Source organism: Bacteroidales bacterium, from assembly GCA_017521245.1.
In the GTDB taxonomy this organism is placed as follows: domain Bacteria; phylum Bacteroidota; class Bacteroidia; order Bacteroidales; family G3-4614; genus Caccoplasma_A.
In genome coordinates, this window is record JAFXDI010000010.1 from 13,329 (window position 1) to 28,463 (window position 15,135).

The following is a 15,135-nucleotide window of genomic DNA, read 5'->3' on the forward strand; positions in this document are numbered from 1 at the left end:
TATAGAGAATCAGATTTTTAGATACGACTAAGAAACTCTTCAATAACCTCTTTTGCACACTCAGAGGCTACTTTAGGACACCCTCTATATTTAATGTTAAGATCCGGATCACATCCCTCTGCCTCAAATGTAAAAAAAGAGCAAGAGCAAAACTCACTCTTTGGACGATAAGTTGCCGAGATTATAATATCTTCACCCTTAACATTAGTCTTAAATTCATATAGATATACACCGTTTGTATTAACCATATCTTCAAAATTTAAAATAAAGTAAGATGCCGCCAATAGCGACACTCGCATAAATTCAACTATTAATCTATTACTCTTCATACAATTTATTGTTTATTAACCACACCTTTCAAGATTTTTACCATATATATATTTCTACAATCCAAAAACTTTACATATCTTTGTAGTAATTAAAGAAAGAAAAACGACAAAAATCTTCACAGCAACAAAAATAAGGTAATTTTACAACGCACGACTGTTATATTTATACAATAACATTGAATGAACGAGATTGCATTAAGAATTAAAGAACTCATCAAAGAGATGGGTATTAGTCAAAACGAATTTGCTTCACGCATTGGCACAGATTGCTCTAATTTCTCAAAACAGATTAATGGAAAATTAGCAGTAACCCGCGTATTAACAAACAAAATTATTGTTGAATTGGGCGTATCAAAAGAGTGGCTATTAGAGGGGAAGGGAGAAAAATTCAAAACCTCTGTCGCATCTCACTCAAGAACAATAACTCTTCCGTCAAGTGCCATCAAGAGTAACGAGGCTATTGGTGCAAAGGTGTATGATATTGATGTTACCGCTGGTCCAAGCGGAAGAAGCTTGATGTTTACTTCAGAACAAATTATAGGCTCAATAAATATGCCTTTCATTAATCCCGAGAACTATATTGTTAAGGTTAGCGGTGATAGTATGAGCCCTGTTATCAACAATGGAGATATGCTTTCAATAAGAGAGGTTAAGAATATAAACCTAATCTTCTGGGGACAAATTTATGTTGTTCTTCTTGATGACTATCGAATGGTTAAGTTTGTAAGAAAACACGAAAATCCCGACCTCGTTATTTTGAAAAGTGCAAATAGTGAGTACGATGATATTGAAATTCAAAAGAGCGACATAAGAGCCCTTTTTGTAGTTGAGAATATTATCAGATTTGATAGCAGATTATAAAATTAAATAGATAGAACCTTTATGGGAAAAAATAAGTTACAGAAATTTGAATTTGTTGAAAAATGCCCTCACGTTTTTCAATATCCATTCTCGGTATTAAAAGAGAAGGGGTTTGATATGAAAGGTAAATGGGGTGAGACTTTTTTCAAGAACAACAACCCCATTGTTTTAGAGTTGGGATGCGGGAAAGGAGAATATACTGTGGGACTGGCAGAGTTGTATCCTGAGAAAAATTTTATTGGTATAGATATTAAGGGAGCGAGAATATGGTCAGGCGCAAAAGAGTCGTTAGAGAAAGGGATGAAGAACGTTGCTTTCCTTAGAACATCCATCGAACTTATCCCATACTTCTTTGCTGAAAATGAGGTTTCGGAAATATGGATTACATTCCCTGACCCCCAAATGAAGAAATACCGTAAGCGTTTAACTGCTACAAACTTCATTGAACTATATAAGAAAATTTTACAACCCGGTGGTATTATCCACTTAAAGAGTGATAGTCCATTCTTATATACTTATACAGCCGAAATGGTTAAACTTAACAAGTTTGATGTTATCACCAACACTGATGATTTATATAATTCAGGAATTGAGGATAAGATATTACAAATTAAAACATTCTATGAGCAACAATGGTTAGAGCGTGGTTTAACTATAAAATATTTGAGTTTTATACCCTCTTCTACCGAGCCTCTCGTAGAGCCTGATATTGAGATTGAATATGATAGTTACAGAAGTTTTAACAGAAGCAGAAGAAGTCAACAACCCAAGAAAGGAGAGTAATAATTATGACAATATATCCTAAACTTATATTAGATGCACTTGCAACAGTGCGTTACCCGGGAAATGGTAAAGATCTTGTAACCGCAGAGATGGTTGCAGACAACATTCGCATTGAAGGCAACAAAGTTTCATTTTCGCTTATCTTTGACCGCCCTAACGACCCTTTTATCAAGTCGATGATACGTGCAGCAGAGACTGCAATTTTAACTTACGTTGGAGAGGGCGTTGAGATTAAAGGCAACATTACTCCTCAGTTTAAGCAACAACCCAAAGCAGAGAATGAGCCTGTACTGCCAAAAGTAAAAAATATTATTGCAATTGCTTCGGGCAAAGGTGGTGTTGGTAAATCGACAGTATCTTCAAATCTTGCAGTTGCTTTAGCTCGTAACGGGTTCAAAGTTGGATTGTTAGATGCCGATATTTTTGGACCCTCTGTCCCTACAATGTTTAATTGTGAGGATGCTCGACCTGTTGCAGAAGAGGTTGACGGAAAGGATTTCATCAAACCTATCGAGCAATATGGTATTAAACTTTTATCAATAGGATTCTTTGTAAACAAAGGCAGTGCTACTGTTTGGCGTGGCGGTATGGCAAGTAATGCAATTAAGCAACTTATCACTGAGGCTGCTTGGGGGGAGTTGGATTACCTTTTAATTGACCTACCTCCGGGAACAAGTGATATTCATTTGACTATTGTTCAACTTATACCGCTTACAGGGGCAATAATTGTTACCACTCCTCAAGAGGTGGCTCTTGCCGATGCACGAAAGGGTGTGGATATGTTCCAAAATCCACAAATTAATGTACCTATTGTTGGTATTGTGGAGAATATGTCGTGGTTTACCCCTGCCGAACTTCCGGAGAACAAATACTACATTTTTGGTAAAGGTGGCGGAGAGAATTTGGCAAAGAGCGCAAATGTTCCTCTTCTTGCTCAGATACCTCTTATTCAAAGCATCAGAGAGGGTGGCGATGAGGGGAAACCAATAGCACTATCATCTGATAGCGTTATCGGTGAAATTTTTGATAATCTTGTTAAGAATATTACAACAAAATAGCAACCTATAATATAGATACTCATAAAGTAAATAGAGAAGAGAGTGTTTCATTTCTGATACACCCTCTTCTTGCTTTTATCACTTTGATATTGAGTTTACCCCTTTTTATTCACTAAGCAACATCTCTTTTAAGCGCCTCACCCCCTCACTTGCCACACTATTTATATATGTTGTAACCTTTCCGTATGGATCATTAACCGGGTTTGGATCAATTAAATATACTGGGATTCCGTTTGGTACATAGTGAAGCAAGCCCGCAGCAGGATATACATTAAGTGATGTTCCTATAACTACAAATATATCGGCCTCCTCTACCCAATCAATTGCTGCATCGAGCATTGGCACTGCCTCGCCAAACCAAACAATATCAGGGCGAAGTTGTGAGCCATCCGGAGCTTTATCTCCTATATGTGTTTCGTAATTATCAACAGGAAGTTCAAAACGCAAGTTCTCATTCTTTTCAGAACGTACCCACATTAAACGCCCATGAAGATGTATTACCTTACTGCTTCCTGCCTTCTCGTGAAGATCATCAACATTTTGTGTAATAACTCGCACATCAAAATTCTTCTCCAATTCTGCCAAGCCTATATGCCCATAATTGGGTGAGCATTTCAAGAGTTCTTTACGACGCTCATTGTAGAACTGTAACACCAACTCGGGGTTACGATACCACCCTTCGATTGTTGCAACATCTTCTACTCTATATTTTCCCCACAATCCATTACTTCCTCTAAACACAGCCAATCCGCTCTCTGCCGATATTCCAGCTCCTGTCAATATTACTACTTTTTTCATTTTTATAGGTAAACTTACTTAATATTATTTACGTTATTATGTTTGGTACAATATTTGTTTATTAATATTTGTACTTTGATGTGTAAATTTATATATTTTTCACTCAAAAGTTTAAATGGAGTTGTAAAAAATTTTTTATCTTCGCCAATTGTTTAGAAAATCATAATAATTACTAACGCGGAACGTTCCGCATAAAGAAAAAATAAAGATATGGATAAACTAAGTTATGCTATTGGATTGAACATAGCAAACAACCTTAAATCATCAGGATTTGTAAACCTTTCAGTTGAGGATTTTGCAGAAGCTGTAAAAACTGTTTATAACGGAGAGAGTACCAAAATGACAGATGCCGAGGCAAGAACTGTTATTCAAGACTACTTTGAGAAGGCAGAAAAAGAGAAATTAACCAAAAACTTAGAGGAGGGTAATAAATTCCTTGCTGAAAACGGAAAACGCGAAGGCGTGGTTACACTCCCAAGCGGATTGCAATATGAGATCATCACTGAGGGTACCGGTAAAAAACCATCTGCTACTGATACTGTAAGTTGTCACTATCATGGAACTCTAATTGACGGTACTGTATTTGATAGTTCAGTTATGCGTAATCAACCAGCAGAATTCCCTGTAAATGGTGTTATTAAAGGTTGGGTCGAGGCTCTTCAACTTATGAGCGAGGGTGCTAAATGGAAACTATTCATCCCAGCTAATCTTGCATACGGAGAACGTGGAGCAGGGCAATCAATTGAGCCTAACTCTACTCTAATTTTTGAAGTTGAATTATTAAAAGTTTTATAATCATGAAAAAGTGTTTTTATTTGATAGCAGCTCTTTTTGTTGCTATTACAACAATTACTTTCGCATCTTGCGATAGCTTTAAGTCAGAAGCAAAACTTACTAACGATATTGATAGTATGAGTTACGCTCAAGGTATGTTGGTTGGAAGCAATATTGCTCCTCAATTAGCATACGACAACAAAATGAATGCCGATGAGTTCATTAAAGGATTTAAAGCAGGATTAATGTCTGACACAAGCGAATACTCTTACAGAATTGGAGAGAATATTGGTTTTAACATTGCTATGAATATGGAGCGCGATGTTAATGTAATTGGCGTGATGATGAACAAAGATATTTTCCTTAAAGCATTTGCCGATGCAATTAACGAAGACTCTCTTAAATTTACTCAAACTGAGGCAAACATAATTGCTAATACTATATTAGAGAAATTCCTTGCTCAAAAGAGAAGCGAAGAGGAGGCTCGTTTTGCAGCAACTCCTGAGGCTCAAGAAAACTTGGCAAAAGGAGAGGCTTGGTTAGCAAGTAAAGCACAAGAAGAGGGAGTAATAAAAACCGAGAGCGGATTGCTTTATAAAGTCATCAATAAAGGTAATGGAAACTTCCCAACCAGAGACTCTAAGATTACAATGAACTATCGCGGAACATTGATTGATGGTACAGAGTTTGATAAAAGCGAGGGAGCTAAAGGCGTAGTTAGCGGATTTATTCCCGGATTTACTGAGGCTCTACTTCTTATGGATGAGGGTGCTAAATACGAGGTTTATATTCCTGCTAACTTAGGTTATGGCGCTCTTGTTCAAGGTGGCATACCTTCAAACTCTACTCTAATATTTGAATTGGAACTAACCGACATTGAATAAGCAATATGAAAAAGTTAGCAATTTTAGTTCTTTGTTTTGCTCTTATTTCCCCTTCTGCCTTTGCAAAGAAAGAGAAAGGTAACAAAAAGGAGGGCGTAAAAACCGAGCAGGTAGCAACAAAGAAAGAGAAAAAAGCAAAAACAAAAGATAGCAAAGATACAAAAGTTAAAGGGGAGCAAAAAGAGTGTACTCCCGATAACAAATGTTGCAAGACTATTACTCTAAACTCGTTACAAGATAGTATTGCATACGCATACGGTATGGCTATGGGCAAACAAACCATAGGCATGTTGGAGCAAATGAAAAACGATGTAAACTTTGAATTACCAAAAGATATAATTGTTGGCTCATTAATTGCACAACTTGCTAACGACTCTGCCAATATGCTATACACTGAAGAGCAATTAGCAGAGGTTTATGCCCAAACAAACAACATTCTTCGCGAAGCAATGCAAAAGAAAAAGAATGAGGAGTTGGAGAAAAACAAAATTGCAGGTGCCGAGTTCTTAGCAAAGATGGAGAAAGAGCCGGGTGTTATCAAAACCGAAAGCGGACTTCTTTACAAAATAGAGAGACTTGGAGAGGGAGAGAAACCATTAGTTACAAGTTTAGTTCAAGTTCACTATTCGGGAAAACTAATTGACGGAACTGAGTTTGACAGTTCATATAAAAGAGGGAAACCAGCCGACTTCTCACTTCAAAACTTAATTCAAGGATGGAAAGAGGGTATTTGTTTAATGCCCGAGGGCTCTAAATTTACCTTCTACATCCCATATCAATTAGGATACGGAGAACAAGGAACAGGACCAATTCCTCCAGCTAGTCCTCTTATTTTTGAGGTTGAATTGTTAGAAATAACCAAATAATAGAGGTTTTTACATACTTAAAGAAAAAATGTGGCAAAACGTCACATTTTTTCTTTTTTTATAGGCATATTTCTATTTTTTATATACATTTGTAATACAAACATACAAATATGGAAAAAATAGATAAACTTGACAGAAAGATTCTTTCGATAATAATGCGTAACGCACGTATCCCATCGAAAGACGTTGCAACAGAGTGCGGAGTTTCAAGAGCAGCCGTACACCAACGCATTCAACGATTGATTGATATGAATGTGATAGTAGGCTCAGGATATAGAGTAAATCCTAAAATTTTAGGTTATCGCACTTGTACATATATAGGACTAAAACTTGAGAAAGGCTCAATGTACAAATTGGTTGTTCCTGAACTATTAAGAATACCCGAAGTTATAGAGTGCCACTTTACAACAGGTCCATACACCATGATGTGTAAACTATATGCTCGTGACAACGAACACCTAATGGAACTTGTAAACGGAAAGATTCAGGATATACCCGGAGTAGCAGAGACCGAGACCCTTATCTCGTTAGAGGAGAGTTTTTCAAGGGAAATCCCTGTTGAACAAAAAGCAATCATCGACAACGAAAATAGTTTTAAAGAGGAGTAAAAGTTGAAAAAAGATAAATAAACACAAAAATAGGACTTATTAAATAAGTCCTATTTTTTTATGATTGTTATTTACTTTTTTGTTTTATTTTCTCATACGAAGTGACTTAAAAATAATTATTGCTAAAATAATCACTACTATTGCAAGAATAGAGTATCCGATAATGTGACTATACTCTGTAACTCGTTCAAGCAACTGTTCCCTTGTTTGAATACCAGGCACTTTTGCTAATGCCCAACCAATAAGCCCCAAAACAGCATTCCACGCTCCTGCTCCTATGGTTGTAAAAAGCAGAAACTTATCTATTCTCATTCTTGCCAATCCCGCAGGTATTGATATTAACTGACGCACCGCAGGGATTAGGCGACCAACAAGGGTTGATACTGCTCCATGTTTATCAAAATACTCTTCGGCATTTTTAATTTTTGCCTCATCTAAAAGACACAAATGTCCTATCTTGCTATTTGCAAATTTATATATAATAGGACGCCCTAACCATAGAGCCAAATAGTAGTTTATCAATGCTCCGAGGCAGGCTCCTAATGTTGCAAATGCCACTACTAAATATATATTCAAATCGTTACCCCCTGTTGCCGCCAACCACGCTGCCGGTGGCACAACAACCTCAGAGGGAAAAGGTATAAATGAACTCTCTATTGTCATTAGAAGAGTTATTGTCCAATAATTTAAGTTATCTAAACACCACTGTATAAATGCTATCGACTCCATTTGCTATTTGTTTTATCTCTATTTTAAAATCTCTTTTGCTCGTTGAGCATCCTCCTCAAGTTGGCACTTCAACTCATCTAATCCACTCATTTTACGCTCAGGACGCATAAACTTTTCTAAAATAATTTCTATATCTGTTTCGTAAATGTCTCCCTCAAAATCAAAGATATGCACCTCTATTGTTCTCTCGGTATTATCATGAACTGTTGGGCGATTGCCAATATTCATCATACCTTTTCGCATCACTCTGTCAGAAGTCTTGACATAAACAGCATAAGCACCATTTGAGGGTATTAGTTTATCTAAATCTTCAATCTCAATATTGGCTGTTTTAAAACCTATTGTGCGTCCTACGCCATAGCCCGACACCACCTTACCACATAAAGTATAGGGATACGAAAGCATTCTATTTGCTACATCTACACCACCCTCCTTCAAGAAGCGGCGTATCGCAGATGAACTTATGGGTGTTGTTCCCGCAAGAGCTACCCCTGCTCTATATATTTCAACTCCCAACTCCTTACCATATCGTTGATAATCCTCAAAATTATCACTGCGGTTATGACCAAACTTATGATCGTAACCAATATACAACCCAAGCAAATTATATTTATCGCGAAGATATTTTATAAAATCATAACCGCTCATCTTTGACATTGCAATATCAAAATCCAACGCTATTGCATAATCTACTCCCGTATTAGAGAGATGTTGCATCTTCTCGTTAAAGGAGTTTAATAGTTGTGGTCGATATTCACTATTTAAGACAGAGCGTGGGTGACGGCGAAAAGTTACAATAGCAGATGAAACTCCCTTCTCGGCAGAGGTTGATTTTATCTCCTCTATTAGAGACTGATGTCCCAAATGAACTCCATCAAAAAAACCTATCCCTGCAATTATCTTAGGTAAGTTAGGCGATGCTGTTGTTACAATCTTCATCATTAGTTATAATAATTTATTCGAAAAATCGGTATAGGGTTCTACATGCATAGTTTGAAATCCTAATTTAGATGCTGCTTCAATGTTCGCCAATGAGTCATCAATAAAGAGTGCCTCTTGTGGAGCAATCTCTAACTCCTCAGCAACACGCAAAAATATTTCGGGCGATGGTTTACTCATACCCATCTCATAAGAGAGGAAGAATTTATCGAAGTAATCTTCCATCTTCAAACCGTCAATTTTAAAAAGTTCAGGTATCTTACTTTCAAACATTACCTTATTGGTATTGCTCAACATAACTACACGATACTTCTCCTTTAAACGGCGTATCATCCTCAACTTTTCAATAGGAATATCTACAAGAAAGGCATTAAAGGCATCATCAATCTGCTTATCAGTTACCGAAACAGAAATACAACGCCTAATAGAATCTCTCCACTCTTCGGGAGAGATACGCCCCTCCTCCAATGCCAAAAGTTCATCCTTTTGTCGGTACTCTCCAAGCATCATATCAATAGAGTCGTAACTCAATTCTCTAAAAGCCTTCAAACAATTTTGTCTGTTGAGATTTATCAATACCCCTCCCAGATCAAAAATTATTGTAGTATATTCTTGTTTCATAATCTGAAATCTTCTATAAACTACAAAAATAGTAACAAACGAGCGAGATTAACAAAGCTTGCTTTGATATTTCACAGCGAGTGCAGTCTATATTCGCGGTTTACCGCAAAGATAGTAAAATTTTAGAAACTCCATTTATCTATCTACATCAAATAAAACAAATTTATCAAAATCATAGTTATTTATTTTGCAGAATAAAAAAAAGTGCGTATATTTGCATCGCTTTTGAGGGGTACACCCTAAAAGAGGTCCCATAGCTCAGTTGGTTAGAGCATCTGACTCATAATCAGGGGGTCCTTGGTTCAAGCCCAAGTGGGACCACAAATAAGAAATCGCTAAGAGTACTTAGCGATTTCTTTTGTTTTACAACTCCTTATCTTTTATAATTGCAACATTATAACATACGAGAGTTTTGTGACTGATGATTTAACTCTTCTTTTTTTTGCAAATATGAGTATCAAAAGACAAAAAGAGAATAAACTAAAATAAGAAATACACTATTGCCCCAATATAATCAGTAGTATAAAAAATATAGGTTGTAACCCTTCTTTTCTATTTTGTCTATCTGTTTGTCTCTTTGCATTTAGAGACAATTCTTTAAGAGGTTTAAAAGATTCAACAATTGTTTTTTCTTTATATTTGGCACCAAAAATTCGCTCTATACCCTTTATTGATTTATTCGTTGTTTCCAACAACTCCTCGACATAAGAGAGTACAGAGTTTATCTTTTCTATCTCAGGAATACAATCTGTATGAGCCTTATAACATTCTAACTCATTCTTAGATTTCAACATTTCATCTCTTATCTCTATTATAAATCTAAATTTCTGCTTTATTATTTTAGAATCAAATGATTTCTTTTCAAGAATATCACACTTTTTTCTAAAATCACAGATTTTCCAGCCTTCAAAGAATCAAAGTTTTGGTTTTTGAGTTTATAAGACTTCAAACAGGTATTCAACCTCTTTTCCTCTCAAAGCAGTCAACAATCAATATTCGCTACTCTTAAAACAAAAACTCCCAGGGCAATCCCGAGAGTTTTCTTCTTTTGTGTTCTGGTGTCAAACAATAACAAAAGATATGATGTTTATAAAACAAAAAAAGATTGAACTCTAGTTCAACCTTTCGTAGTCCATAGGGGAATCGAACCCCTCTTTCAAGAATGAAAATCTTGCGTCCTAACCGATAGACGAATGGACCATCCTTTGGTGTGGGATTCCCGACACCCGCTTTCTTATAGTTTATTAACTTTAAGAGCTAATTTTGATTTTAAGTTAGCTGCTTTGTTTTTGTGAATAACGTTTTTCTTTGCTAATTTATCAAGCATTGAAGTTACTTTCACTAGAAGAGTTGCAGCCTCCTCTTTCTCTGTTGTAGCGCGTAATTTGCGAACTGCATTACGCATTGTTTTTGCATAATATCTATTATGCAAACGGCGAGTTTCTGTCTCGCGGATTCTTTTGATTGAAGATTTATGGTTTGCCATTTCTTTATTTTTTTATTATTAGTAGCCCCTAGGGGAATCGAACCCCTCTTTGGAGAATGAGAATCTCCCGTCCTAACCGATAGACGAAAGGGCCATATCGAGTTGCGTATAAATACATATTTCTCGATTTGCGACTGCAAAGGTATATACTTTTTTTTAATTGGACAAATTTTTAAACAAAAACTTTTATCAAAATAATTATTTTATTGCTTTTATCCGCAATTTAGGTATTTTCTCTCTTACATTTATACCAAATGCAGGGCTATACGTGAGGTCATAAATAATAGCCCGCTAATTATTTTTATTTATATAATAATGTCTAAATTAGGTAATTTATTATATATTTGTATCGAAAATGGGAATTTGTGCAAATTAAAAAAACAAACAATATACTATTTTATTATGAAAAAATTTTTAGTTAGTACGCTTGTATTAATTGTATCAATGGCTTTTGGCAATGTTTATGCCGATTGCTCTTTTGGTTCTTATAATTCAAGTTACGGAAGAAACCTTGTTTCATTTGGTGTTACCGATGGGACAACGTCTCAAGTAGTTTCGGTAAATCAAACAACATCTGGTTCGATTTATTACGATCGTAAATCTACAATTTTTGAAACCAACCCAGGAGAGGAGATTACGTTCTCTGATTTAACTTGGAATGGAGCATGGATGCATGGTTATCTCTTTGTTGACTACAATCAAGATGGAGAGTTCAACCAAACTCTTAACGCTAATGGAACAACTGGCGGAGAGGTGGTAAGTTACTCTTATTATAGTTCAACCGGTGCTTCAAATGCTCCTAATAGTGCAGGAACATATGTCAGCAATGGCGCTGGATTGCCAAATGCTTCAGCAATGCCTGCTTTTACCATTCCATCAAATCTTGCAGGAGGAACTTACACTGCTCGTTTTAAAGTTGACTGGAACAGTTTAGACCCTTGCGGTAATAGTACATCAGGAAATTATATTACTACAAATGGTGGTTGTGTTGTTGATTTTACAATTAAAATAAACGAGCCAAAAGATATGGAGATAGAATCTATCTCTGTTGAGAAACGTTCAGGTGAGGTTAACTGTGGTGAAAAGAAAATCATCCTTGCATCAGTTAACGTTAAGACTGATGGCGGCTTAAATCCTTTTAATGTTACAGGTTTCTCTGTTAAGTTTACAGGTACCGAATCAACAGACATAAGCAATCTTCGCTGGATATACTCTACTTCAGGAAACGTAACTACTGAGGTTATTGCTGAGAAGGAGTCTTTCGCTCGCAATATTGCTTCATTTACTGCAAACAAAACTTTAGCACACGGCAATAACTATTTCATACTTATTGCTGATGTTGCCACTACTGCAACCATAGGAAACTCTATCAAAGTAAATATCAATAACATAACAGTTAATGGTACAAAAGAGAGTTTAACCAATAGCGAGGATGGTGAATATATTATCTCTAACGTTGTTGATTATACAAAAGGCAATGCTATATGGTTTGACACTCCAAACTCGTCAACTGCTGGTCTTGCTATTTGGAACACTAACGATTTTAGTGCCACTACTACCAACCCCGACCAAAACTGGGAGAAAAAATCTTTCCCAATTGGTAACGGTTCGTTAGGTGCTACCATTATGGGTGCTGTAAACAAAGAGCGTGTTGTTATGAACGAGAAGACTCTTTGGAAGGGAGGTCCGGGTACCGGCGTTACCAACTACTGGAATATGAACAAAACTGTTTCATCTTCTACTCTTCAACAAGTTCGCAACTACTTGGTTGCAGGAAACAACTCTGCGGCTCACTCATTGGTTCAAAACAACTACAACGGAACTGTAAGTTACAACAAAAATGTATTTGGTACATTTACAATGATGGGCGAGGCATACGTTGAGACCGGTATTAACGAGAGCAACGTTACCAACTATAAGAGAATTATGAATATGGACTCTTCGATGGTTGTTGTTAAATTTGATGCTGATGGCGTAGGCTATACTCGTAAATATTTCTGTTCATACCCTGATAGCGTTATGGTATGGAAATTCCAATCAAAAGGCGGTACTCAAAACCTAACATTCTCATTCAACTGTCCTCAAAACGTTCAAAGCGTTACAGAGGTTGATGGAGGTCTATTGTACGACTGCAAGATAGACAACAACGGAATGAAATGGGCAATGCGTGTTTATGTTCGCACAAATGGCGGAGGTACTGTTTCATCAAATGCTTCAACTCGCAATATTACAGTAACTGGTTCTACCGATGTTGATTTCATTATTGCTGCCGACACTGACTACAAGATGAACTTCAACCCTTCATTTACCGATAGCAAAGCATTCGTTGGAGTTGATCCAATTGCAAGTGTAAACAATGTTATTAATGCTGCAAAGGAGAAATCATATAACGAGTTGTTCAATAACCACAGAGAGGACTACTGCAAAATATTCGACAGAGTTAAGTTATCAATTAACCCCAATAAGACTTTTGAGAACTTGCCAACGCCTACTCGTTTAGCAAACTATCGTAGCGGAACTTTAGACCACGAGTTAGAGGCCCTTTATTTCCAATATGGACGTTACTTATTAATTGCTTGTTCTCGTGCAGGAAATATGCCCGCCAACCTTCAAGGTATGTGGAACAACAATATTGATGGACCTTGGCGTGTTGATTACCACAACAACATTAACCTTCAAATGAACTATTGGCCTGCTACATGTACTAACATGTTAGAGTGCTACCAACCATTTATTGATTATGTTAAAGGTTTGGTTAAACCCGGAGAGCGTACTGCTCAAGCATACTACGGAGCAAGAGGCTGGACAGCTGAGGTTTCAACTAACATCTTTGGATTTACTGCTCCATTGATTGATTCTGATATGAGTTGGAACTACAACCCAACTGCCGGACCATGGTTGACTACTCAAATCTGGGAATATTACGATTACACTCGCGATAAAGAGTGGTTAGCAGAGGTTGGTTACGACATTATCAAATCGAGTGCAAACTTTGTATCTGACCTATTATACTATGCTAATGGTTCATATACATCTGCTCCTTCATACTCTCCTGAGCATGGTACTTGCGACCTTGGTGCTACATACGCAAATGCCGTTACCCGCGAGGTTTTGATTGAGGCTATTAAAGCGGCAGAGATACTTGGAAAAGATGCTGACCTTGTTGCTGAATGGAAAAATAAACTAAACAATATGTACCCCTATCAAATTGGACGTTACGGACAACTTCAAGAGTGGTACGAAGATATTGACCCATACGGAGACCAACACCGCCACACAAACCACCTATTTGGTTTGCACCCCGGTAGCACAGTAAACCCAATAACGACTCCCGAACTGGCTGAGGCTTGTAAAGAGACACTTCGTCAACGTGGTGATGCTGCAACTGGATGGAGTATGGGTTGGAAACTTAACCACTGGGCTCGTCTTCAAGATGGTGACCACGCTTACACATTATTCAAGAACCTGCTAAAAGAGGGTACCTTGGATAATATGTGGGATACTCACCCACCATTCCAGATTGATGGTAACTTTGGAGGAACTGCGGGTATCTCGGAGTTATTCCTTCAAAGTCAAATGGATACTTTGTATATTCTTCCTGCATTACCATCGGACTGGACTGAGGGTTCTATAACAGGACTTCTTGCTCGCGGTAACTTCACCGTTGATATTTACTACGCAAACAATCAATTAGATTATGCTTTAGTAACTTCAAATATGGGCGAAGAGTGCCGTATCCGCTACAATGGAAAAAAAATGGCATTCCCAACTATTAAAGGTGAACAATATCGTATCACAATGGAGAATGGAGAACTTAAATCTGAGACAACAGGTATAAGACCTTCCATTAGTGATAGCGTGAAAGGAGGTAAGGTAAAGGTTTTTCCAAACCCCAACGAGGGAACATTCACCGTTCAAATAAACGGTGCTGCAAGAGGAGAAATTAATCTTGTCGTTTTCTCGACTTTGGGGCAACAAATAGAAAACGTTACTATCAACAAAGAGTCTGATTCAATTGATATTCCTTTCAACTGCAATGTAAACAGCGGAAGTTACGTTGTTAAAGTTAATGGCAAAGGAATTAACGAAACACAAAAATTCTTAGTTAAATAAGAATCTATTATAGTTCTATTCAAAGAGGCTATCCAACAAAAGTTGCGATAGCCTCTTTTCTTCATATATACATAATAAATACAACTTCAAATTTAAACAACTTATTTTATATTTCTTTTACCTTATTAATTTGCTTGTGCCAACTAATAGTTTTATATTTGCGATAAACGAATGATATTCTATGGAGAGATATTGCATTATAATGGCGGGCGGTATTGGTAGCAGATTCTGGCCCGTATCTCGCCCCGAGATGCCTAAACAGTTTCTTGATTTTTTAGGAACAGGA

At 36.9% G+C, this 15,135-nt stretch carries 16 protein-coding genes and 3 tRNA genes; 10 read left to right on the forward strand and 9 right to left on the reverse strand.

Features of this window, described 5'->3' with window-relative positions; all coding sequences use genetic code 11:
• Positions 1-17: 17 nt before the first annotated feature.
• Positions 18-329 carry a hypothetical protein gene (locus IKK64_02860; GenBank protein MBR4119004.1) on the reverse strand — a complete coding sequence of 104 codons (312 nt, stop codon included), beginning with the start codon at positions 327-329 and terminating at the stop codon, positions 18-20.
• 180 nt (positions 330-509) lie between these two features.
• Between IKK64_02860 and IKK64_02865 the strand changes: the two genes are divergently transcribed.
• From IKK64_02865 to IKK64_02875, 3 genes are read left to right on the forward strand one after another with little or no spacing between them, the layout of a single operon-like run.
• Positions 510-1,190: a hypothetical protein gene (locus IKK64_02865; GenBank protein ID MBR4119005.1), complete on the forward strand. Its 681-nt coding sequence runs from the start codon at positions 510-512 to the stop codon at positions 1,188-1,190.
• Between the two features lie 21 nt (positions 1,191-1,211).
• A complete protein-coding gene (gene trmB, locus IKK64_02870) occupies positions 1,212-1,973 on the forward strand; it encodes a tRNA (guanosine(46)-N7)-methyltransferase TrmB (protein MBR4119006.1) in 762 nt (253 codons plus the stop codon).
• Positions 1,974-1,978: 5 nt separating this feature from the next.
• Entirely contained in the window at positions 1,979-3,031 is a 1,053-nt protein-coding gene (locus IKK64_02875) for an Mrp/NBP35 family ATP-binding protein (GenBank protein MBR4119007.1), read from the forward strand.
• 105 nt (positions 3,032-3,136) lie between these two features.
• Here the strand turns inward: IKK64_02875 and IKK64_02880 are convergent, their stop codons facing one another.
• The gene (locus IKK64_02880; GenBank protein MBR4119008.1) at positions 3,137-3,829 is read right to left on the reverse strand and encodes an NAD-dependent deacylase; all 693 of its coding nucleotides are present in this window, start codon (positions 3,827-3,829) and stop codon (positions 3,137-3,139) included.
• A 210-nt stretch (positions 3,830-4,039) separates the two neighbouring features.
• On the opposite strand from IKK64_02880, the gene IKK64_02885 reads away from it, so the two are divergent.
• From IKK64_02885 to IKK64_02900, 4 genes are all read left to right on the forward strand, one after another.
• On the forward strand, positions 4,040-4,624 hold the full coding sequence (locus IKK64_02885; GenBank protein MBR4119009.1) for an FKBP-type peptidyl-prolyl cis-trans isomerase: 585 nt from the start codon (positions 4,040-4,042) through the stop codon (positions 4,622-4,624).
• A gap of 2 nt (positions 4,625-4,626) precedes the next feature.
• The gene (locus tag IKK64_02890; GenBank protein ID MBR4119010.1) at positions 4,627-5,487 is read left to right on the forward strand and encodes an FKBP-type peptidyl-prolyl cis-trans isomerase; all 861 of its coding nucleotides are present in this window, start codon (positions 4,627-4,629) and stop codon (positions 5,485-5,487) included.
• Between the two features lie 5 nt (positions 5,488-5,492).
• Complete coding sequence (locus tag IKK64_02895) at positions 5,493-6,353, forward strand: FKBP-type peptidyl-prolyl cis-trans isomerase (GenBank protein MBR4119011.1); 861 nt, start codon at positions 5,493-5,495, stop codon at positions 6,351-6,353.
• Positions 6,354-6,463: 110 nt separating this feature from the next.
• On the forward strand, positions 6,464-6,961 hold the full coding sequence (locus IKK64_02900) for an Lrp/AsnC ligand binding domain-containing protein (protein MBR4119012.1): 498 nt from the start codon (positions 6,464-6,466) through the stop codon (positions 6,959-6,961).
• A gap of 84 nt (positions 6,962-7,045) precedes the next feature.
• On the opposite strand, the gene IKK64_02905 is transcribed toward IKK64_02900, so the two are convergent.
• From IKK64_02905 to IKK64_02915, 3 genes are read right to left on the reverse strand one after another with little or no spacing between them, the layout of a single operon-like run.
• Positions 7,046-7,690 (reverse strand): DedA family protein, encoded by a 645-nt coding sequence (locus IKK64_02905; protein ID MBR4119013.1) that lies wholly within the window; start codon positions 7,688-7,690, stop codon positions 7,046-7,048.
• 18 nt (positions 7,691-7,708) lie between these two features.
• Complete coding sequence (ribF, locus tag IKK64_02910; protein MBR4119014.1) at positions 7,709-8,629, reverse strand: riboflavin biosynthesis protein RibF; 921 nt, start codon at positions 8,627-8,629, stop codon at positions 7,709-7,711.
• Positions 8,630-8,635: 6 nt separating this feature from the next.
• Complete coding sequence (locus IKK64_02915; protein MBR4119015.1) at positions 8,636-9,250, reverse strand: HAD family phosphatase; 615 nt, start codon at positions 9,248-9,250, stop codon at positions 8,636-8,638.
• A gap of 247 nt (positions 9,251-9,497) precedes the next feature.
• On the opposite strand from IKK64_02915, the gene IKK64_02920 reads away from it, so the two are divergent.
• Positions 9,498-9,571 (forward strand) — tRNA-Ile (locus IKK64_02920).
• A 176-nt stretch (positions 9,572-9,747) separates the two neighbouring features.
• On the opposite strand, the gene IKK64_02925 is transcribed toward IKK64_02920, so the two are convergent.
• The 4 genes from IKK64_02925 to IKK64_02940 form a co-directional block, all read right to left on the reverse strand.
• Complete coding sequence (locus tag IKK64_02925) at positions 9,748-10,044, reverse strand: hypothetical protein (GenBank protein MBR4119016.1); 297 nt, start codon at positions 10,042-10,044, stop codon at positions 9,748-9,750.
• Between the two features lie 334 nt (positions 10,045-10,378).
• Positions 10,379-10,450 (reverse strand) — tRNA-Glu (locus IKK64_02930).
• Between the two features lie 34 nt (positions 10,451-10,484).
• Positions 10,485-10,736: a 30S ribosomal protein S20 gene (locus tag IKK64_02935; GenBank protein MBR4119017.1), complete on the reverse strand. Its 252-nt coding sequence runs from the start codon at positions 10,734-10,736 to the stop codon at positions 10,485-10,487.
• 22 nt (positions 10,737-10,758) lie between these two features.
• Positions 10,759-10,830: transfer RNA gene (locus IKK64_02940), tRNA-Glu, on the reverse strand.
• A gap of 308 nt (positions 10,831-11,138) precedes the next feature.
• On the opposite strand from IKK64_02940, the gene IKK64_02945 reads away from it, so the two are divergent.
• On the forward strand, positions 11,139-14,849 hold the full coding sequence (locus tag IKK64_02945; protein MBR4119018.1) for a glycoside hydrolase N-terminal domain-containing protein: 3,711 nt from the start codon (positions 11,139-11,141) through the stop codon (positions 14,847-14,849).
• Positions 14,850-15,030: 181 nt separating this feature from the next.
• Positions 15,031-15,135 (forward strand): hypothetical protein (locus IKK64_02950; GenBank protein ID MBR4119019.1); only part of this gene is annotated, 105 nt, incomplete at its 3' end.

Bases quoted from the DNA above. Each gene is read 5' to 3' on its own strand.
- IKK64_02860 (MBR4119004.1), bottom strand. From the start codon at position 329: ATGAAGAGTAATAGATTAATAGTTGAATTTATGCGAGTGTCGCTATTG.
- IKK64_02865 (MBR4119005.1), top strand. From the start codon at position 510: ATGAACGAGATTGCATTAAGAATTAAAGAACTCATCAAAGAGATGGGT.
- trmB (MBR4119006.1), top strand. From the start codon at position 1,212: ATGGGAAAAAATAAGTTACAGAAATTTGAATTTGTTGAAAAATGCCCT.
- IKK64_02875 (MBR4119007.1), top strand. From the start codon at position 1,979: ATGACAATATATCCTAAACTTATATTAGATGCACTTGCAACAGTGCGT.
- IKK64_02880 (MBR4119008.1), bottom strand. From the start codon at position 3,829: ATGAAAAAAGTAGTAATATTGACAGGAGCTGGAATATCGGCAGAGAGC.
- IKK64_02885 (MBR4119009.1), top strand. From the start codon at position 4,040: ATGGATAAACTAAGTTATGCTATTGGATTGAACATAGCAAACAACCTT.
- IKK64_02890 (MBR4119010.1), top strand. From the start codon at position 4,627: ATGAAAAAGTGTTTTTATTTGATAGCAGCTCTTTTTGTTGCTATTACA.
- IKK64_02895 (MBR4119011.1), top strand. From the start codon at position 5,493: ATGAAAAAGTTAGCAATTTTAGTTCTTTGTTTTGCTCTTATTTCCCCT.
- IKK64_02900 (MBR4119012.1), top strand. From the start codon at position 6,464: ATGGAAAAAATAGATAAACTTGACAGAAAGATTCTTTCGATAATAATG.
- IKK64_02905 (MBR4119013.1), bottom strand. From the start codon at position 7,690: ATGGAGTCGATAGCATTTATACAGTGGTGTTTAGATAACTTAAATTAT.
- ribF (MBR4119014.1), bottom strand. From the start codon at position 8,629: ATGAAGATTGTAACAACAGCATCGCCTAACTTACCTAAGATAATTGCA.
- IKK64_02915 (MBR4119015.1), bottom strand. From the start codon at position 9,250: ATGAAACAAGAATATACTACAATAATTTTTGATCTGGGAGGGGTATTG.
- IKK64_02925 (MBR4119016.1), bottom strand. From the start codon at position 10,044: ATGTTGAAATCTAAGAATGAGTTAGAATGTTATAAGGCTCATACAGAT.
- IKK64_02935 (MBR4119017.1), bottom strand. From the start codon at position 10,736: ATGGCAAACCATAAATCTTCAATCAAAAGAATCCGCGAGACAGAAACT.
- IKK64_02945 (MBR4119018.1), top strand. From the start codon at position 11,139: ATGAAAAAATTTTTAGTTAGTACGCTTGTATTAATTGTATCAATGGCT.